Here is an 18102-nt window from a genome sequence, read left to right on the forward strand (position 1 = left end):
GGAGAGCTCGAACCCACTGGTGCCAAGGCTGATTTGACTCATCTGTGGTCAACGTTCAAGCAGATGTTGCGGTGGACTTATGCAGACCATCCCTAGAGCTGGGAGATCCTCTGGAGGATCCACATTTTCTGAACTGGGCAGAGAGTCCTGCGAGGAATGACCACCTGAGTCGCTACTCTCGGGCCATTTTGCAGTTGCGCCCGGATCTCGTCAGTAATTTTCAGGATGGCCGCGACTCGGTTGGCCTGATGGCGTGGCTACGCACCTCCGGCCTTCGAGAGATGGGGCTGAGTCGCAAATTGATCGAGCGCATGGGTCCGACCGCCAATGCCAGCCGCATGGACGCAAACTACGTGGGCTATCTCAGATCCCACTTGGGTGTAGGTGAAGCGGCTCGAAACAGCGTGGCTGCGTTGGAGGCGGCAGGAGTTGTGGTCTTCAACCACGACATCTCTATGGAAGCCAACGCCCCCATGGGCGACTATTCAATCGTCGGGCTGCAGTGGATGTCCGGCACGCCCGCGGCGACGATTCTGGGCTGCAACGCAGATATGCTGCCTGCGGTGCTCGCAAAATTGCCAAGCGAGCTACTTACGCCTTATCGCATTGGCTGCTGGTACTGGGAAACACCCGAGTTTCCCGATAGGTGGGTAGACCGGTTTGACCTGGTCGATGAAATATGGGCTGGAAGTCAGTTCATTGCAGACGCCATTCGTGCGAAAACCACAATTCCAGTGTTGGTGATGCCGCCTATGGTGATGCCACCGCAAGTAGTGCCGAACCGCGCTTGGCTGGCATCACAAATTCCGGAAGTGGCGCCAGACGAATTCCTTTTCATGTTCCAGTTCGACGTGGCATCTGTGCCGTTTCGAAAAAATCCAGAGGGTGTGTTGGCCGCCTTCATAAAAGCGTTTAGACCACACGAGCCAGTTCGGCTGATCGTGAAAACACTCAACGGATATGCGGCCCCCGAGATTCTGGATGCACTGCGTAAATCAGCGCGTGGACTCCGAGTGTCGTTCATGACAGAGACACTCGAAAGTACAGAACGTTTTCGACTACTGGCGACAATCGACAGCTTCGTTTCATTGCACCGGTCCGAGGGCTTCGGACTATCGATAGCCGAAGCTATGGCCTATGGGGTTCCTGTATTGGCAACGGGGTGGAGCGGAAATGTTGATTTCACCCACGATGGCAACGCTGCGTTGGTCCCGTTTGACCTCATTCGCAGCAAAGAAGCCCACGGCCCCTATCCTTTGGGAACGGTCTGGGCCGAGCCGCGGACCGATGCTGCTGCACGCCTGATGCGGCGGATGTGGACAGAGCCGGGATGGCGTAAAGAAATTGGCAAGGCCGGTCAGCGAACGATAAATGCGCAGTTGTCAGCCTCGGTCGTCGGTCTGGCAATGCGACGACGACTTGACGAGGTTGCAGGTCTACGCAGAGGTCAGCGACCCGCGTCTTCCGCGGCAAAAGCGACGCAGATCGGATCACCCGCGACCGACGCTAGCGCAATGCTGACTTCCAAATTGCTAAAGGACATGAGGCGATTTCCTGGCTATTACGCAGTCAGGCTACACAAAGTTCCTGTACTTATGTGGAAACTGGGGTTGGACGGCACTCTAAACCGTGCGCGCGTGATCGCAGACTCGCATATCGATCTCAAAGACGAGTACCTCGTCGCTAACTTATGGGATCGACTGCGCAAGCAATTGTTGCGCTTGCGTGGTGGCTCGCGACAACTTGACTAGAAGACGCACGGCGCTTGTATGGAAGACACCGACCTTCGACCGACCACAATGGTTCGCGTCGGCTAGGACGTCGGACTGAGGTGCGCGTTCTCCCCGAAAGCGTAAGTCTCGAGCTGTGTCAACTTCACCTCGCGCGCGAAGTCGTGCAGATGACGGACCAGGGCAGACATCACTTCTTTCCAGCGTGGGTCGTCGCAGCTTGCGATGCTTTCCAGCACGGCGGCGGTGATGGTGTTTTCGCCGATGTTTCTCATGAAGTACTGTCTCCTGAAATTGAATCAGCCGGCGATGTTGGTCACCTCTATCAGTCACCTCTATCAGGCGCTTCTACCGGGCACCTCCATCAAACGGCGTTGCGTGGGTAAGAGCGACCAGCCCCAGCGCTGCTGCGCGTAGCCCCATAAGCCCTGCTTGAAGAAGATGGTGACCACGATGACGAGCAGGCCGAGGCCGATCAAATACCAGATGCCATAGTCGCTAAGGAATTTGTTGAATGCCTAGAAAATCAAAGCGCCGACGAGCGGTCCATCAATGCGGCCGATGCCGCCAATGACAACCATGAAGATCGTGAACGCTGCCCATTGACGCTGAACGTCGCGTCGGGGCTGATGCGCAGATTGCCGACAAAGTACATCGCGCCCGCCAGTCCGGCACCGAAGGCTGCCACCACGCACGCCAAAGCCATCCAGTAGGTCACGCTTTCTCGATACCGCGCAGCGCGGTGAGCGTGGTGCCCGAGCCGCCGCAAACGGCCGACACATTAAAAAGTGACTGTCCGACGCTCGCCCATCGAAATGCGCGCAGCGACCATTCCACGCAAAAAGAAGATGGCTCCGGACCCGCACCACGACACCTTCACTTTGTTATTAATGCACCCTCGCGCCAAAGCTGTTGGCGCGGACAGTCAATAGCTTTCTGGCTGGTGAAGGCGGAGCAAGCTGTTGGCGCGGCGGTGGAACGTGCCCGAGGAGAAGATCCGCACTTGGGTGAGTCGTTACCGACTGCATGGCATCGACGGCTTGCACCCTAAACGCAGCGCGGACAGTTCGGAATTCAAGCTGGAGGTTCTGTCACATCAGGACCGTGAGCGACTGTCCAGCCGTCGGGTCGCCGCCATCTATAACATCCGCAATCCGAACCAGGTTGTGGTCTGGCGACGCGACATTGCTGAGGGCGACGCGCAAGCTCTGGGGAACACCATGCCAAAGCCAGATACGAAGCCAGAACGACGTTGCTCAGAGACACCGCCCGAGGCCATCCCCGATTCGGCGGACGCCCTGCGCGAAGAGAACGAGCGACTGCGCGCTGAGGTTGCGGTCCGCCTGTGTATTGGCTCCCCCGCAAATCTGATCGAATTGGAAGCCGCCTGCGAGCGGCTGGAACGAATCCTGATGACATCACCCCGAATCAGTCAGGACGCCGGATAAAAAAACGGAAAGACATGCTCTACGAACTGCGAATCTAAACAGCGATGTTTGGACGCATGCCACACATGCTGACCCGCTTTCAAAACCACACCCTAAGGATTTGGGAACGCTATGGCTTCCGGCCCGTCGGTTTCTTCCCGCCGGTGATCGGGCCCGACAGCAACGAACTCACCTACCTGCTGGCCTAGACCGATCTGGCCAAACGCGAAGTCCGGTGGGACGCCTTTTTTAAGGATGCAGAGTGGCTGACCGCCCGGACGGCCGGCAAAAGCAATGGACCGATCGTGGCTCGCACGGCCAACTCATTCCTCAAGCCGACGTCGTTTTCCGCACTTGGATAAGCCGCAGAGTGAGTCGATGGAGGCTTTGTTGCTCACCAGGCCCGACAGCGCCAAAGACACGGGGACTTGAAGCTCCGAAGCACTTGGCTCACGCAGCGACCGGTTACAGTGCCCGGCGGGGCCATCGCAGCGCGAACCAGGCGCCTCATCCAAAGCTGTCCAAACCAGGGTTACACGCGCCTGAAAGCGCTCAGCCCTTGGCGCAGCTGCCCCTCACCGTCTTCCTCCTCCGTTTACCCGCAGAAGCCCCCCCCCATGACCAGCTCCATGTACAACCACTCCGTCCCCGTCTTCAAGCAGATGCTGACGGCGCTGAAGACCATCCTTGCCCAGGCCAGCGAGCACGCCACAAGCAAGTCGATCGAGCCCGACGCCCTGTTGCAAGCGCGGTTGGCGCCCGACATGTTTCCGCTGCTCAAGCAGGTACAGATTGCCGCCGATTTTTCACGCGGCGTTTCGGCGCGTCTGGCCGGGGTGGAGGTGCCGACCTTTGCAGGCCAGGAGAAGAGCTTTGCCGATCTGGATGTGCTGTTGACCCAAACCTTGGCGTTTCTGGACAGCGTCGACGCGTCGCAGTTTGAAGGCAAGGAAAGCGCCGAAATCGTCTTGCGCCCCGGCACGCCGAAGGAAAAGAAGCTCAGTGGGCAGACCTACCTCGCGAACTACGGTTTGCCGCAGTTCTTCTTTCATGTGACAACGAGCTACGACATCCTGCGCCACAACGGCTTGCCCATTGGCAAGCGTGACTTCATGGGCGCGTACTGACCTCTTGAATCTGGGGCAAGTACTGCTCCAGCAGCACCTGCACCGCATCGGCCTGCAGCACGTCACGACGGCGTTTGAGGGCGTCGCGATCGGCTTGCCCGGCCATCCAGCGTTTAAACGCCATCAACGTGGCCGGGTGCACGGTGTTCATGCGCGCCATGGTGCCGTTGGTGGCAACGATCACGGCAGAGAAGCCCGGCGAGTCGAGCAGTACGTTGGCGCGGTGGGCCTGGGCCACCCAGAAGTCGTCGTCTTCGTCGCTGAGTTTGATGGGGTGCGGGTCGTCGTCGGTCTGCTCGCGGCGAATGATGTCGACCTCGAAGCCGTCTTTGTTGACTGCCGTGTACTTTTGGCTTTGGCGCATCCGAAACGTTGGGTCCACCTTTTTGAGCACCCCCAGCATGGAGCTGTCCACGCGTGCGAGCTGGGTGGAAAAAACGATGCGTTTGCGCGTATCCCACAGCAAATCGATGTCGCGCGTGGCCAGGGCGTCTGCATCCAGGCGGACCCCGGCGGCGGCCTCGTACGCATACAAGGCATGGGTGCCGACCACGCGAAAGTGCTCGCTGAGTTGCGTGCTGGCCAACCGGTTGAGAAGCGCCACCACCAGCGGGTCCACCCTGCCGACGCGCAGGGCGCGGTTCATGCGCTGCTGCTGGTCCAGCGCAGCTTTCAGGCTGGAAAGCCGTTCGGCGCTGGCCTGCTTTCTTCGGGTGAATTTGTTGTAAATGGCTTGCGTCTCAGGCGTGTCCGGGCCCAAACTTTTCTCTGCCCCCGCAGGCGTGGTGCGCACCAGGTATCTGGACTCTGGCGACGACGCGGTCCCCGCATGCCAATACATCCCACCGCGCACCTGGGCCGCTTCTGCTAAGGCGTCATCCAAGGCTTCGAACACGGCGACAGCATCGATGTACTGGCGGGTGATAGCGGGGCTGAGTTCATGCATTTCGGTACATTTTAATGTTTTTGTATTTTTTGCCGAAACACAATAAATAACAATGAGTTAGGTGTCTTTGTTAGCCATTTTTTAGTGCGTTTATCTATCTTCTTCGAACGCCGCACGCCAGTTTTGCACTACACCACCAACCGCGAATGCCCAATCCCCCCGCCCTTCTCCACCCGGATCTGCGCGGGGATGCGCTCTTTCAGCGCTTCCACGTGGCTGATGATGCCGATCATCTTGCCGCTGGCGTTCAATGAATCCAGCGCTGTCAGCGCGATCTCCAGCGTGTCGCCGTCCAGCGAGCCAAAGCCTTCGTCGAGGAACAGCGAATCGATGGATGTCTTGTTGCTCACCAAATCCGACAGCGCCAGGGCCAGCGCGAGGCTGACCAAAAAGCCTTCGCCGCCCGACAGGGTGCGCGTGTCGCGCGTCACATCGCCCTGCCACGCATCCACGATGTCCAGCTCCAGTTCCCCGGTGGACTTGCGGCGCAGCAGATAGCGGCCATGCAGGCGCGCCAAGTGCCGGTTAGCAAGGTGCAGCAAATGGTCGAGCGTGAGCCCCTGGGCGAACTTGCGGAACTTGTCGCCTCTGGCAGAGCCGATCAAGCCGTCCAGCCGTTGCCAGATATCGGCCTCTCCGGTCTGTTCGCTGATTTGCGCAAACAGGGCTTGCTGGTTTTGGCGGTGTTGCGCATCGCTCGTAAGCAAGGCGCGCTGGGCACCGATTTGTTCGCTGAGGGCACTGCGCTGCGCCTCTAGCGCCTCCATTTGCTCAACGATTTCTTCGGCGGCGAGTGGCGTGAGTGCTTGTACTTCCAACTGCGTTTGTTTGTCGCGTGCGGCCTGCAACAGTGCGTTGGCCCGCTGTTGCGCGGCGTTCAGTGAATCTTTCAGCGCACTCAAGCGCTGGCGTTCGGGCTCGGGCAAAAGTGCGACCTCGAACGCTGGCGCGTCGGCAAAAGGGCTGGCGTTCAGGGCGGTGTGCCACGCGCCTTCCGCATCCAGTAAGGCTGCGCGTTGTTGCGCGAGAGCTGCCTCTGCCTGCGCATGTCGGCCCGTCAGGGCGGCGATGGTTTGGGTCAGGATGGCGATGTCGTGAGTGCAAGCGGCGAGCGCGGCCGGCAGTTCATCGGCCGCCACTTCCTTGTGCGCGGGCGAGGCCATCGCGGGTTGATCCGCGCGGGCCTGCAGGTCGGTCCATCGTTGCGCCCACGAGCTGGCTTCTGTCTGTGTCGCGTCGCACTGGGCTTGCTGGCGGGTGATGGCTTGGGCCAGCGCCTGAAGTTGGCGCTGGGTCTGCTGCCAGTGTTGCCACTCACCGTCTCGCTCTTGTAGCCACGGCTTGGGATCGGCTGGCAGCGCGTAGCCGGCTTCGGCCAGTGTGGTTTGCAGGCTCGCCTCCACGGTCGCGAGCTCTTCCTGATTTGTTTGACCGGTTTGCACCAGCGTCGTCTGGCGCACCTGCGAATCCTCGGCCGCCTGTCGCATCAGGGCCAGCTGGCCCTGTGCCGCCTGCAACGCCTGGGCGCTTTGGTTGGCGGCTGCCTGGGCGCGCTGAATCGTCTGTTCGCCCGTCTCCGCGGCTTGCAGATCGTTGGCGAGTTGGACGAGAGCCTGTGCAACAGTCTGCTGTCCCCCGGCCAAGTGCTCGGCGCTGTGCCAATCGTCAACGGTCAATGCGGGCGTGGTTTTCACCAGGCTGATCGACGCGGTCCAAACGGTTTGCCACTGGCTGATGTGCTGTGCGGCTTTCTCTTGACTGTTCAGCCGCTCCGTTTGGCGGGCGTTGCTCGCAGCCAAAGCGGCGGAGGCGATTTCCCCCTGTGTTTTCAGTTTCTCGAGCGCATCTTGTTTGAGCTTCAAGGTGGCGGCGGTGGCTGAAACATCGAGCGCCTGGTAAGCATCGATTGCGGGGTGTTCCACGGCACCGCACAAGGGGCAAGCCTCCCCGGGCTGCAATGCCAGGCGGTGCGCATCCAGGCTTTGAATGCGGCGCTCCTGGTCGAGCAGTTTTTGCTTGTCTGCAACCTGCTCTTTCACCGTTTTGTATTCTTCCCGCAGCGCTGACACCGCAGCAGTTTGCGTCCCTATCTTGGCGTTGCCATGCTGCACGTCCGCAGCAAGCGTGGCTTGCTGGGTCGCGAGTTCACGACGCTGTTTGGCCAGAGCTTCCAGCTGTTGCCAGCGGTTCAGATGGCCCTGCTCGGCCTGCCACAGCGCGCGCAAACCCGCAGGCGTTTGCCCTGCCAGGCGTTGGTCTTGTGCGGCCTGCGCCGACTGCTGCGCGGACGCCGATGCGGTTTTTGCCAGCGCCGCTGCATCCACCAGCGCGCTCTGTGCGGTGAGCTTGCGGCTGCGGGCCGCTTGCTCTTCTTTCAGCGCCTGCAAAGCCTGTTGCTGGGTGACTAGGTTGTGTTGCAGCCGATGGCGTTGGTCGAACTGTTGGCGCCAACTGCCCAGGCGTTCGCCCAAGGCGGCGCGTTGTGGGTGCGTTGCGCAAAAGTCGGTGAGCTGCTGATGCTCGCCTTTTCTCAGCGTGAGTTGGTCTTGCGCATGCTGCGCGATCTGGCTGGACAGCGTTTGGGCAAGGTGGTGCTGCCGGTAGTGAGCGGTGGTCTCGCGTTGCCGATCGACGTGGAGCGTTGCCAGCACGGTTTCGCTATGGCTGCATGCGGCTTGCGCCTGTTGCCAAGCGTGGTGCAGCGGCTTGAGCGTTTGCGCTGGCTCGCTTTCGACAAGGCGGCGAAGTTCGGGTGCGGCGGTTTCCAGCGCCGCTGCCGCTGCAATGCCTTGCGCCTCCATGCTTTGCACCTCTTGCGCGCTTTGCGCCAGGTTCAGCTGCCATTGGCGTTGTGCTTGGGTGACCTGCTGGTTGGCTTGCACGCCCAGCAGTTCATCACCCCAACGCTTCACGTCGCCTTGCATGGCCTCGCGCTTGTCTGCGGTCAACAGTTCCACGCCGTCTGCGCGAGCTTTGAGTTGCTCCAGTTGCTGCTTGGCCTGTCGCGCCTCGTCGAACACTTTCTTGGAGATTTCGCCGTAGATTTCGGTGCCCGTCAGCTCCTCCAGCAACTCGGCCCGGTCGTTGGCGCTGGCGTTCAGAAAGGCAGCAAAGCCGCCTTGGGCCAGCAGCATGGACTTGGTGAAACGGGGGAAGTCGAGGCCGGTGATCTCCGCCATGCGCTTGAGCTTGTCGCCGCTTTGGCTCGTCAAGATCGTCCCTGCGCCGCTGGTCCGGTCGACGCTGGCCAGTTCCACTTTGGGAGCCTGCAGCGCGCCGTCGACTTTGTCGCGGGCGCGGCGCTGGCTCCAGAAGGCGCGGTACACAGCGCCCTTCACTTCGAACTCCACCTCGGCCAGACAATCGGCGGTGTGCCGCGTCATGATGTCATTGGCCGATGCCGAGATGCTCTTCAGGCGCGGCGTCTCGTGGTACAGCGCCAGACAGATCGCGTCGAGCAAGGTCGACTTGCCCGCGCCGGTGGGGCCGGTGATGGCAAACAGGCTGTTGTCGGTAAAGGGGGATTCGGTGAAGTCGATCGTCCACTCACCTTTGAGTGAGTTGAGGTTCTTCAGGCGCAGACTCAGAATTTTCAAGTAGCACCCTCCGTGAGACCGGTCACGATGGCTCGGTAACGCTGGCTCAAGGCCACCAGCAGTTCAGGCGTCAGTTCTTCTTGCGCCAATCGGCGCGCAAATACATCGTGGGGGCTGAGTTCATCCAAGGTTTCGGTCACCTCGCCAGCCATGCTGGCTGCCGCATTGCCACGCTGGCGCCGCACGCGCAAAACCTCCACGGGCAAGCCTTGCGTCATGACCTCGATGCGCGCAGGCAAGTCGGACAAATAGTCGTCCTCCGCGACGGTGACTTCCAGCCAGACCGGTCGCGCAGCAGACCCTTCAAGAGCGGCTGCGGTGATGGCACTGGCCAGCGCCATCAAGTTGCCGCCGACAGAGATCAACGGCTGGAACCGCGGCACCATCAGCGGCGTGATGGCCGTCAGTCCGTCCGCGCCCAGGTCCACCAGCAACATCTCTTTTTGCTGCCGCGCTTCGTCGAACCCCAAAGGAATGGGCGAACCGCAATAGCGAATGTGATCGAGTCCACCAACCTTTTGCGGCTTGTGAATGTGCCCCAACGCGATGTAGTCCACCGGCGGAAACGCCGACGTGGGATAGGCATCGAGCGAGCCCACATAGATCTCGCGGACCGACTCATTGCTGGTGGCGCCCACGGTGGTGAGATGCCCGGTGGCTATGAGCGGCACGACGCGGCCCAGTTCGCTTTTTAGTTCCGCCTGCCGTGCAAGGCCCGCCTCGTAGACCGATTGGTAATAGGCCTGAATGGCGGCTCGCATGGACTGCTGTTTTTCGTCGGCACTCTGTCCGGCCTGGCTCTGCAATACGTCGCGCGGGCGTATGAAAGGAATCGCGCAGACGATGCAACCCGCCTCGCCCTTGCCGCCCCGCAACGGCAGCACGACGACCTGGCTTGCGGGATCGTCTACCGTCGCGACCACCGTAGAGTTCAGGCAGGCGAGCAATCCGCGGCTTTCGCCCAGTGTCGCAACCGAATCATGGTTGCCACCGAGCAGCAGCAGCGCCACACCTGCGCCGTGCAGTCGAACCACCAGTTGGCTGTACAGCTCGCGCGCATAACTGGGGGGCGAGCCGGTGTCGAAGATGTCGCCAGCGATGAGCACTGCATCCGCTGCATATGCATCGACTTGCGTCAGCAGCCAGTCGATCAGGCACTGGTGCTCCGCCTGGCGGCTCTTGCCCATGAAATGCTGGCCGAGATGCCAGTCGGATGTGTGAAGAATGCGCATCGGCTTTGGTTGCTGGGTTTTGATTGGTTGCATCGGGGCGCTATCCCGATTGGGACCGAGACACCCGCGAGCATGCGCGACTCACCCGCACCGGTCGGGTCAGTACCTCGTGCCTGGTCACTTGGCTTGACTACCAGCGCAGCAGCCGCGGCCCCACCGCCGCACCGATCGCCACCGCCAACGCGATCCCGCCGACGTACCAGACGCCGAGGAACGGCGCCGTCAGCTCCACGCAATGCAGCGCATACACGCTGCCGCCGACCCCACCGGCTAGCACACCTGCCGCAGCGCCTGCGAGCGCGGGCCGCGTTGGCGCCAAGGTTCGCAGCGCAACGATCGCCGCCACGAACACCGGCAGTCCGATCAGGCAGATGCTGAAGGCGCAGGTCTTCCAGGTCTGACCCATCAACATGGGCATGCGCGTATCGGCCGATGCACCGAGCCAGGCGGCGATCGCCAACGCCCACACCAACACAGCCGGCAGCAGTGCGCCCCACCAGGCATGCCGTACCGGCACGCCGGGACGCGCCAGCCGCTGCAGCATCACGAAGCCGGCGACCGCGATGCAGGCCGGAAACAGCAGCTTGACCCAGAACATCGGCCAAAACATGACCTCGACCAAGTCGCGTCGCAGGCCGTATTCGATGACCAGGATGGCCAGCGACAACGGCAGGCCAACGGCGACGGCCCACGTCACGCGCCGCGATGCGGCATGCCGCGGCACCGGCGCCACACCGTTGGCCAGCATCGTCACCAGGTCATCGGTCTTCATGGGGCGCTCCTGAAGCGGGCGGCGAGTGCCTTCAGGCCGCGGTGCACGTTGACCTTGACGGCCGACTCCGACATGCCGATGAGCCGCGAGGTCTCGGCGACCGACAGCCCTTCGAGCTTGACGTGGACGATCGGCAGGCGTTGCCGGTCGGGCAGCGTGGCGAGCAGGCCGCCGAGGTCGCGCCGGGCATCGCTGGCATCGGTAGCCGACGCGGCGAAGACTTCGAGGTCGTCGTCGATCGGATCGTGCAAGACCTCGCGGATCGATTTGGAGCGCAGCAAGTCGATCATCTTGTAGCGGGCAATGGCATGCACCCATGCCGTCAAGGGCTGGTCGGGCTGGTACGTGTGACGCTGGTTGTGCATTGCGAGCAGGCATTCCTGTACGAGGTCTTCGACCTCATCGGGCCAGCCGAACAGGCGCTTGCCCAAAAACGCGCGAAGGTGCGCGCAGAGTTTCGACAGGAACGTGTGGTACGCCGCGGCGTCTCCGGTAAGTCCACGAAGGAACAAATCACGAAGGACGGTCTCGACCGTTTCGCCGGCACTGGCGCCGCGCACACCCGTATTGCTGTCCCTTGTTATTCGTGGCATGGGGTGGATCGGTTACGGCACTGGCGAAAAAAGAGGTCAAAGAATTGTGCCGTGCGCTGGCTTGCCAGTTCACAAGGGGGTCGCTACATTGATGTTTTTGAGGGCTTGCAATGTCTGTTGATGCCGTTTCGATTCCTTCTCTTGCTCCCGCTGCTCCCGCTGCTTCCGCTGTTTCCGGTCCTCCGTCCCTGATGTTCTCTCTGTCGCCCGACATTGCAGTTTCCGTCGACATCCCCGTTGGCGGCGCCTTGCCCTCACCGTTGCCGGCCGTCCCTGCAACACCAGCTCAACGCCACATCCGACTCACCTCGCACAGTGGCGGCTTCGGCGCGCTGCCCATCCGTTGGGCAGCGGCCAGCGCGGCCGAACGCGGTCCGGTCGTCGGCACCACGACCTCGCGCGCGCACCGCAATGTCATCGGCACCCACAGCGGTTCGTACAGCGTGTACCGCGCCCTCGCCGTCGCGGCCGGCGCACTCAAGCGCGAGCACCGCGCCGACTTGACCAACACCGCGCCGACCGACCTCATCGGCCCTTACCCGCAGTGGAGCGAGCCCGGCAGGATCGTTTCGCTAGACCCTTGGGGCGCGCTGGTGGCCGATGTGTTTTCGGGCGAGCTCGCGGCTGGCTACGACATTCGCCCGACCATCGCCATCACGCAGGCCCACGTCATCCTGCCCGAGGTGATCGAGGCACTGCAAAGTGGACGACTGAAGGCCGACGGCAAGTTCCTGACCGCCGGCGGTGCCGCGATGGTGACCAAGGCCGCGATCGAGCCCGTCTGGTTTTTGCCAGAGGTTGCCAGGCGCTTCGGTTGCAGCGAGACCGATCTGCGCCGCACGCTGTTCGAGGAGACCGGCGGCATGTACCCCGAGCTGGTGACGCGCTCCGATCTTGAAGTGTTCTTGCCACCCATCGGCGGACAGACGCTCTACATCTTCGGCAACCCGCGCGATCTGGCGAATCCGGAGGTCGAACTCACCGCGCGCATCCACGACGAGTGCAACGGCTCCGACGTGTTCGGCTCCGACATCTGCACCTGCCGGCCTTATTTGACCCATGCCATCGAGGAATGCATTCAGGGAGCGCAACGTGGCGGCGTCGGGCTGGTCGCCTACTCACGCAAGGAAGGCCGGGCGCTCGGTGAGGTCACCAAGTTTTTGGTCTACAACGCTCGCAAGCGCCAGGTCGGCGGCGACACGGCAAACCAGTATTTCGCGCGGACGGAGTGCGTCGCCGGCGTGCAGGACATGCGCTTCCAGGAGCTGATGCCCGATGTCTTCCACTGGCTCGGCATCCGCAAGATTCACCGGCTGGTTTCGATGAGCAATCTCAAGTACGACGCCATCACCGGCTCGGGCATCGAGATCGGCGAGCGAGTCAACATTCCGGACGACCTGATCCCGGCCGACGCCAAGGTCGAGATGGACGCCAAGAAAGCCGCCGGCTACTTCACGCCAGGCCATGTGCCCAATGCCGATGAGTTGAAGCAGGCCAAAGGTCGGGGGCTCGCCAAATGAGCCGCGACAACTACGGCGTCGACCCGGAGCGCCCGACACACAACGCAGCCGTTCGAAGTGCGGACGCGGAAGGCCATGTCGATCCGATCGTCGAGCTGACCGACGACAGCAGTCATGCGGCGGGCGCTGCGGCGCTGTTGCGCACCACTGCGGCTGTCCGCGAACGCTCGGCCGCCTTGCTGGCACGCGCGCGGCGCGGCGAGTCGGCGTGGTTCACCATCGGCAACGACAGCACCATCGAAGATGCCGCACGGGCCGTGGCAGAAGTAACGCTTGAACGCTACCCGTGGGACACCATTCCGTACCACAGCCGCTGGCGCCATTTCGAGGCCGGTGGTGTCGACCGGCTGGCCGAGTTGAACTCCCTGTTGGGCGAAGCCGCGACATCGCGTGAGCGTGCCCGCGCGCAGATCGATCTGGCGTTGGTCAGCGTGTTGCTCGACGCCGGTGCCGGGCCCGATTGGCGCTACATCGAAACTGCCTTCGGCGAGGAAGAAGGCCAGAGCTTCTCGCGCTCAGAAGGCCTGGCCGTGGCGAGCTTTCATGCGTTCACCAGCGGCCTGTTTTCATCGAATCCCGACCGTCCGCTGCAGGCCGACGCGGCCGGTCTGAAGGCACTCGTCACAGACCGTCTCGGCGACGCACTGCAAGTGAGCGAAGCCAATCCGCTGATCGGCCTTGCCGGGCGCGCGATGCTGTTGCGCAGGCTCGGCGAGGCGATGACCGAGCAGCCCGAGGTGTTCGGCGACAGCGGCCGGCCCGGCGGACTGTTCGACGCGCTGGTCGGCCCGTACGGCCCCGCCGCGCCACCGACGGCCGAGGTCACGGCGCACGAGATTCTGTCGCTGTTGCTCGATTCGTTGTCGGGCATCTGGCCGGCATCCAACGCCATCGACAGCCTGGCCGCCGACGGCAGCGACAACGTCGGCGGCTTTGCCTCCAGCGACCGGGCATTGGCGCTCGGCGATTGCTGGCGCCACAGCGCAGTGACCGGCCCCGGCTTGACCAATGGATGGATGCCGTTTCACAAGCTCTCGCAGTGGCTGACCTATTCGTTGCTGGAGCCGTTCGCTTGGGCCGGCGTCAAGGTGCGGCATCTGGAGACGCTGACCGCACTGCCCGAATACCGCAACGGCGGCCTGCTGATCGACAGCCAGGTCATCGTGCCGAAGGACCCTGCGTTTCTCGAACGCAGCTGGAAGGTCAGCGACGAGTTCATCGTGGAGTGGCGCGCGCTCACGGTCGCGCTGCTCGATGAAGTGGCGCCGCGTGTGCGCAAGGTGCTGAACCGCACGGAAGAAGATATGCCGCTGGCGTGCGTGCTCGAAGGCGGCACATGGGCAGCGGGCCGCGCATTGGCGCAGCGCCTGCGCAACGGCGCACCGCCACTGATGATCGAGAGCGACGGCACCGTCTTCTAGAGACGAATTCGACCTGCAGATCCAAACGGCATCGGGCTGCGTAACAGCTCTGGAATCACACACATCGTGTGCCCGGAGAAGAAAGCGCACATGTCGCAAAACACTGCCACCGCGATCCATTGGGTCGAACAGGGCTACGTGCCAGATCGAGTCGTGCGGGCAGGCATCCGCCGCTTGCTGAAAGCGCGGGTGATCGAGCTGGAAAGCGCCGATACCGAATCCACGTCTGATCAGACCAGCGATTTTCTCGCAACAATGCGCAGCGCTGAACTGGCGCCTCTGCCCGAAAAAGCCAACGAGCAGCACTACGAAGTGCCGGCCGCGTTCTTCGGCTCCGTACTCGGCAAGCATCGTAAATACAGCAGTTGCTATTGGCCCGACGGCGTCGACACACTCGAAGCGGCCGAGGCGGCCTCGCTCAACGCAACATGCGAACGCGCCGGCCTGAAAGACGGACAGCAGGTGCTGGAACTCGGTTGCGGCTGGGGTTCGCTGACGCTCTTCATGGCCCAGCGCTACCCCGGCAGCCAGATCACCGCACTGTCGAATTCCAGCTCCCAGCGCGAGTACATCGAATCCGAAGCGACGCGGCGCGGGCTGACCAACGTTCGCGTGCTCACCCGCGACTTCAACGTCTTCAGCAGCGACGAGCAGTTCGACCGCATCGTGTCGATCGAGATGTTCGAGCACCTGCGGAACTGGCCGCGCGCATTCGCCAACGTCGCCTCATGGTTGAGGCCGGGCGGCCGCTTCTTCATGCACGTGTTCGCGCACCGCGACGCGCCCTACCCCTTCGTCGAGCGCGACGCCAGCGACTGGATGAGCAAGCACTTTTTCTCTGGCGGCATGATGCCCAGCGACGACCTGGCATTGCACTGCCAGGACGACTTGCGCCTGCTGCAACGCTGGCGCTGGAACGGCACGCACTACCAGCGCACGTCGGCAGCGTGGCTGCGCAACATGGATGCGCACCGCAGCGAACTGATGCCGCTGTTCGAGAGCACCTATGGTGGTGAAGCCAACGTGTGGTGGACGCGGTGGCGCCTGTTCTTCATGTCGGTCGAAGAGCTGTTCGGTTACGACGAAGGCCAGCGGTGGTGGGTCAGCCACTACCTGTTCGAGAAGCGCGCGTGACAGTCGCTCCAGCGCAACCAACGCGGACCATGCAACTCGCGAACGTGGTGCTGGCGCAGATCGGCTGGTTCGCGGCAGTGCTCGGTGCCGCGCACGACCGGCCGCTCTGGGGATTGGCATGCGGGCTCGCGGTGATCGCATGGCACATCGCCGTTTCCTCGCGACCTGCGCAGGAGGCTGCACTCGTTGCGCTGGTTTGCCTGATCGGCTTTGTATCGGAGACGATTCATGTCGCGCTGGGCAACATCGGCTATCCGTCGGGGCAACCCTTGGCCCATCTGCCGCCCTACTGGATGATCGGTCTTTGGGGCTTGTTCGCGATCCAGTTGAACGTGACATTGCGCTGGTTGCGCCCGCGGCTGTGGCTGGCCATCGTGCTCGGCGCTATTGCCGGCCCGGCCTCTTTTGCGTCGGGCGTGCGGCTTGGCGGCGCGTCGTTCATTCATGCCACGCCGGCGCTGGCCGAACTGGTCGTTGGCTGGGCCGTGCTGATGCCACTGCTGGTCTGGTTGTCGATCCGATTCGATGGCGTGATCGTCGAGGCGGTCTTACATGCCGATCTTCCGGAGACTTCTCATGCGTGAGGTGATTGCAATGTGGCCGATAGCCTTGACTGGATTGGGCGTGACCGCCGTGCTGGCAGTGTTGACCTGGCTGGTGAGCCTGTCGCGCACCGACGTGAGTCTGGTCGACCGCATGTGGCCGATCTTGATCGCGGGTGCGGGGTGCGTTTACTTCGTGCTGACGCCGGCGCCGGGCATTCGAAGCGTCTGCATGATCGCCATCGCGGTCGCGTGGGCGTTGCGCCTCAGTATGTTCATCACGGTACGCAACTGGGGGCACGGGGAAGATCGCCGCTATCAGGAGATCCGCGCCCGCAACCAGCCGAACTTCGGGTTTAAAAGCCTGTACCTCATCTTCGCTTTGCAGGTGGTGCTCGCGTGGATTGTCTCGGCTCCGTTGTTCGTGGGCGTCGTCGCGGGAAATACCGTTGGCGTTGTCGCACCGAACCCGCTTGGCTTGCTCGATTGGGCGGGCATGTCGATCGCGATCTTCGGCGTGGTTTTCGAAGCCATCGGTGACCAGCAAATGGCCACTTTCAAGTCCGACCCCGCCCACAAGGGCCAGGTCATGGACCGCGGCCTGTGGCGCTATACCAGACACCCGAACTACTTCGGCGAGGCCTGCGTCTGGTGGGGACTGTGGCTGATGGCGCTGTCCGCCGGAGGCTGGGGCGGCGCGTGGAGCGTCGTTTCGCCGCTGCTCATGACGGTACTGCTGCTCAAGGTGTCCGGCGTGACGCTGCTCGAAAAGGACATTGCTGAGCGCCGGCCGAAGTACCGTGAATACGTCGAGCGGACCAACGCATTCGTGCCGGGCCCGCCGCGCAAAGGTACGCCATGAAAGCGCTGCACGCCGCCCATGCCGGTAAAACGCTGGCGCTTTCGCTCTCGTTCGGCCTGCTGGCAACGGCACCGAGCCATGCGGCGACAGCACCGACCGGCGAATGGAATTTCGTTGCCTCGCTGAACGACAAGCCCATTGGGGAACACCGCTTCAATGTGACCGGTTCCGGCGACGAGCGGCGAGTTATCGGAGAGGCGAACTTCGACGTCAGATTCATCGGCATATCGGCTTACCGCTACCAGCACAAAGTCGTCGAGAAGTGGCGCGGCAACTGCTTGACCGACCTCGTCTCGAAGACGGACGACGATGGCAAGATCATGCGCGTGCGCACGCAAACCGAAGGCGAAGGCAGCTCTGGAAGCGAAGGGCTCATGGTCTTCGCGGATAACGCCACGGGCTTGCCCGTGGCGGGCTGCGTAATGAGCTTTGCCTATTGGAATCCGGCCCTTCAGACGCAGACACGACTGCTCAACGCGCAGACCGGCAAGCTTGAAAAAGTGCAGATCACGCGCGTCGGTAGCGGCGAGATCGATGTGCGCGGGCAATCGACCGTGGCGACGCGGTGGCGCATCACGGGCGCCACGAATCCGATCGACGTCTGGTACTCAGCCGCCGGCGACTGGCTCGGTCTCGACTCGACTGTCGACGGCGGCCGCAAGCTCAGCTACCGGCTGAAGTAAAAGTGGCGCAAGCATTGCGTCTGAAGTGATCCATGGTCGGCCATGCGTCGTAATGGTTGCAGGAGAACCACCCACCATGTCCATTCGAAACTTCCTCATCGCCTACCCCATCACGGCCATCATCTTTCTGGGGCTAGATGCCATCTGGCTCACCACCATGGCCGACCGGCTCTACCGGCCGGCCCTCGGCAACATGATGCTGGAGCGCTTTTCGCCGGCACCGGCGATCGCGTTCTACCTGATCTACATCGTGGGTGTCGTGTTCTTCTGCGTGGCGCCATCGGTCAACGGCCGGGCTTGGCTGTCGGCGCTCGGCTCGGGCGCCTTGCTCGGGCTGGTGGCCTATGCGACCTATGACCTAACCAACCAGGCGACGCTGAAAAACTGGCCTGTACAGGTCACCATGGCCGACCTGTGCTGGGGAACTTTTGTGACTGCCGTGTCGGCCGCAGCAGCCTGCTGGATCACCGGGTGGGTCAGCGATTTCATCGGCCGCCGCTGATTTCGCTGGAGCTAA

The 18102-nt window shown here is 62.4% G+C and carries 18 protein-coding genes and 2 pseudogenes; 11 read left to right on the forward strand and 9 right to left on the reverse strand.

Annotated elements, in window-relative coordinates; genetic code table 11:
- The first annotated feature begins 44 nt into the window (after positions 1 to 44).
- On the forward strand, positions 45 to 1751 hold the full coding sequence (locus RCH10_RS11685; protein WP_409052488.1) for a glycosyltransferase family 4 protein: 1707 nt from the start codon (positions 45 to 47) through the stop codon (positions 1749 to 1751).
- A 62-nt stretch (positions 1752 to 1813) separates the two neighbouring features.
- Here RCH10_RS11685 and RCH10_RS11690 read toward each other — a convergent pair whose 3' ends face one another.
- The 3 genes from RCH10_RS11690 to RCH10_RS11700 all read right to left on the reverse strand — a co-directional run bounded on the left by RCH10_RS11690 (position 1814) and on the right by RCH10_RS11700 (position 2448).
- Complete coding sequence (locus RCH10_RS11690) at positions 1814 to 2005, reverse strand: dioxygenase (RefSeq protein WP_409052489.1); 192 nt, start codon at positions 2003 to 2005, stop codon at positions 1814 to 1816.
- Positions 2006 to 2068: 63 nt separating this feature from the next.
- Positions 2069 to 2209: a hypothetical protein gene (locus RCH10_RS11695; protein WP_409052490.1), complete on the reverse strand. Its 141-nt coding sequence runs from the start codon at positions 2207 to 2209 to the stop codon at positions 2069 to 2071.
- A gap of 47 nt (positions 2210 to 2256) precedes the next feature.
- Positions 2257 to 2448, reverse strand: coding sequence for a hypothetical protein (locus RCH10_RS11700; protein ID WP_409052491.1), 192 nt, complete (start codon positions 2446 to 2448; stop codon positions 2257 to 2259).
- A gap of 244 nt (positions 2449 to 2692) precedes the next feature.
- Between RCH10_RS11700 and RCH10_RS11705 the strand changes: the two genes are divergently transcribed.
- From RCH10_RS11705 to RCH10_RS11715, 3 genes and pseudogenes are all read left to right on the forward strand, one after another.
- Complete coding sequence (locus tag RCH10_RS11705; RefSeq protein ID WP_409052492.1) at positions 2693 to 3178, forward strand: helix-turn-helix domain-containing protein; 486 nt, start codon at positions 2693 to 2695, stop codon at positions 3176 to 3178.
- A 56-nt stretch (positions 3179 to 3234) separates the two neighbouring features.
- Positions 3235 to 3519, forward strand: a pseudogene (locus tag RCH10_RS11710) (NIPSNAP family protein).
- A gap of 255 nt (positions 3520 to 3774) precedes the next feature.
- Positions 3775 to 4284, forward strand: a complete 510-nt coding sequence (locus RCH10_RS11715; RefSeq protein ID WP_409052493.1) for a DUF1993 family protein — start codon at positions 3775 to 3777, stop codon at positions 4282 to 4284.
- On the opposite strand, the gene RCH10_RS11720 is transcribed toward RCH10_RS11715, so the two are convergent.
- From RCH10_RS11720 to RCH10_RS11745, 6 genes and pseudogenes are all read right to left on the reverse strand, one after another.
- The gene (locus RCH10_RS11720; RefSeq protein ID WP_409052494.1) at positions 4268 to 5230 is read right to left on the reverse strand and encodes a GSU2403 family nucleotidyltransferase fold protein; all 963 of its coding nucleotides are present in this window, start codon (positions 5228 to 5230) and stop codon (positions 4268 to 4270) included. The two genes, RCH10_RS11715 and RCH10_RS11720, sit on opposite strands and share 17 nt — an antisense overlap.
- Before the next feature lie 128 nt (positions 5231 to 5358).
- Complete coding sequence (locus RCH10_RS11725; RefSeq protein ID WP_409052667.1) at positions 5359 to 7701, reverse strand: SbcC/MukB-like Walker B domain-containing protein; 2343 nt, start codon at positions 7699 to 7701, stop codon at positions 5359 to 5361.
- A gap of 555 nt (positions 7702 to 8256) precedes the next feature.
- Positions 8257 to 8826: pseudogene (locus RCH10_RS11730) on the reverse strand (AAA family ATPase); the annotation flags it as partial.
- Positions 8823 to 10058: an exonuclease subunit SbcD gene (gene sbcD / locus RCH10_RS11735; protein WP_409052668.1), complete on the reverse strand. Its 1236-nt coding sequence runs from the start codon at positions 10056 to 10058 to the stop codon at positions 8823 to 8825. The gene sbcD and the pseudogene RCH10_RS11730, both read right to left, overlap by 4 nt.
- A 130-nt stretch (positions 10059 to 10188) precedes the next feature.
- On the reverse strand, positions 10189 to 10830 hold the full coding sequence (locus tag RCH10_RS11740; RefSeq protein WP_409052495.1) for a DUF1109 domain-containing protein: 642 nt from the start codon (positions 10828 to 10830) through the stop codon (positions 10189 to 10191).
- Positions 10827 to 11423 carry a sigma-70 family RNA polymerase sigma factor gene (locus tag RCH10_RS11745; protein WP_409052496.1) on the reverse strand — a complete coding sequence of 199 codons (597 nt, stop codon included), beginning with the start codon at positions 11421 to 11423 and terminating at the stop codon, positions 10827 to 10829. The genes RCH10_RS11740 and RCH10_RS11745 overlap by 4 nt, the downstream gene beginning before the upstream one ends.
- A 191-nt stretch (positions 11424 to 11614) precedes the next feature.
- On the opposite strand from RCH10_RS11745, the gene RCH10_RS11750 reads away from it, so the two are divergent.
- The 7 genes from RCH10_RS11750 (at position 11615) to RCH10_RS11780 (ending at position 18087) form a co-directional block, all read left to right on the forward strand.
- Positions 11615 to 12943, forward strand: coding sequence for a GTP cyclohydrolase II (locus RCH10_RS11750; RefSeq protein WP_409052497.1), 1329 nt, complete (start codon positions 11615 to 11617; stop codon positions 12941 to 12943).
- Entirely contained in the window at positions 12940 to 14364 is a 1425-nt protein-coding gene (locus RCH10_RS11755; RefSeq protein ID WP_409052498.1) for a URC4/urg3 family protein, read from the forward strand. Before RCH10_RS11750 ends, RCH10_RS11755 begins: the two co-directional genes overlap by 4 nt.
- 90 nt (positions 14365 to 14454) lie before the next feature.
- Positions 14455 to 15498: an SAM-dependent methyltransferase gene (locus RCH10_RS11760; protein WP_409052499.1), complete on the forward strand. Its 1044-nt coding sequence runs from the start codon at positions 14455 to 14457 to the stop codon at positions 15496 to 15498.
- Between the two features lie 29 nt (positions 15499 to 15527).
- On the forward strand, positions 15528 to 16082 hold the full coding sequence (locus RCH10_RS11765) for a DUF2878 domain-containing protein (protein ID WP_409052500.1): 555 nt from the start codon (positions 15528 to 15530) through the stop codon (positions 16080 to 16082).
- Positions 16075 to 16902, forward strand: a complete 828-nt coding sequence (locus tag RCH10_RS11770) for a DUF1295 domain-containing protein (protein WP_409052501.1) — start codon at positions 16075 to 16077, stop codon at positions 16900 to 16902. Before RCH10_RS11765 ends, RCH10_RS11770 begins: the two co-directional genes overlap by 8 nt.
- Complete coding sequence (locus tag RCH10_RS11775) at positions 16899 to 17585, forward strand: DUF6134 family protein (protein ID WP_409052502.1); 687 nt, start codon at positions 16899 to 16901, stop codon at positions 17583 to 17585. Before RCH10_RS11770 ends, RCH10_RS11775 begins: the two co-directional genes overlap by 4 nt.
- 76 nt (positions 17586 to 17661) lie before the next feature.
- Positions 17662 to 18087 carry a DUF2177 family protein gene (locus tag RCH10_RS11780; RefSeq protein WP_409052503.1) on the forward strand — a complete coding sequence of 142 codons (426 nt, stop codon included), beginning with the start codon at positions 17662 to 17664 and terminating at the stop codon, positions 18085 to 18087.
- The last annotated feature ends 15 nt before the right edge of the window (positions 18088 to 18102 follow it).

The organism is Variovorax sp. GrIS 2.14 (assembly GCF_046115955.1).
In the GTDB taxonomy this organism is placed as follows: Bacteria; Pseudomonadota; Gammaproteobacteria; order Burkholderiales; family Burkholderiaceae_C; genus Variovorax.

What these genes read in the sequence shown, in the direction of transcription:
- RCH10_RS11720 (WP_409052494.1), bottom strand. Translation starts at nt 5,230, where the DNA reads ATGCATGAACTCAGCCCCGCTATCACCCGCCAGTACATCGATGCTGTC.
- RCH10_RS11775 (WP_409052502.1), top strand. Translation starts at nt 16,899, where the DNA reads ATGAAAGCGCTGCACGCCGCCCATGCCGGTAAAACGCTGGCGCTTTCG.
- RCH10_RS11715 (WP_409052493.1), top strand. Translation starts at nt 3,775, where the DNA reads ATGACCAGCTCCATGTACAACCACTCCGTCCCCGTCTTCAAGCAGATG.
- RCH10_RS11750 (WP_409052497.1), top strand. Translation starts at nt 11,615, where the DNA reads ATGTTCTCTCTGTCGCCCGACATTGCAGTTTCCGTCGACATCCCCGTT.
- sbcD (WP_409052668.1), bottom strand. Translation starts at nt 10,058, where the DNA reads ATGCGCATTCTTCACACATCCGACTGGCATCTCGGCCAGCATTTCATG.
- RCH10_RS11780 (WP_409052503.1), top strand. Translation starts at nt 17,662, where the DNA reads ATGTCCATTCGAAACTTCCTCATCGCCTACCCCATCACGGCCATCATC.
- RCH10_RS11740 (WP_409052495.1), bottom strand. Translation starts at nt 10,830, where the DNA reads ATGAAGACCGATGACCTGGTGACGATGCTGGCCAACGGTGTGGCGCCG.
- RCH10_RS11770 (WP_409052501.1), top strand. Translation starts at nt 16,075, where the DNA reads ATGCGTGAGGTGATTGCAATGTGGCCGATAGCCTTGACTGGATTGGGC.
- RCH10_RS11760 (WP_409052499.1), top strand. Translation starts at nt 14,455, where the DNA reads ATGTCGCAAAACACTGCCACCGCGATCCATTGGGTCGAACAGGGCTAC.
- RCH10_RS11765 (WP_409052500.1), top strand. Translation starts at nt 15,528, where the DNA reads ATGCAACTCGCGAACGTGGTGCTGGCGCAGATCGGCTGGTTCGCGGCA.
- RCH10_RS11745 (WP_409052496.1), bottom strand. Translation starts at nt 11,423, where the DNA reads ATGCCACGAATAACAAGGGACAGCAATACGGGTGTGCGCGGCGCCAGT.
- RCH10_RS11690 (WP_409052489.1), bottom strand. Translation starts at nt 2,005, where the DNA reads ATGAGAAACATCGGCGAAAACACCATCACCGCCGCCGTGCTGGAAAGC.
- RCH10_RS11755 (WP_409052498.1), top strand. Translation starts at nt 12,940, where the DNA reads ATGAGCCGCGACAACTACGGCGTCGACCCGGAGCGCCCGACACACAAC.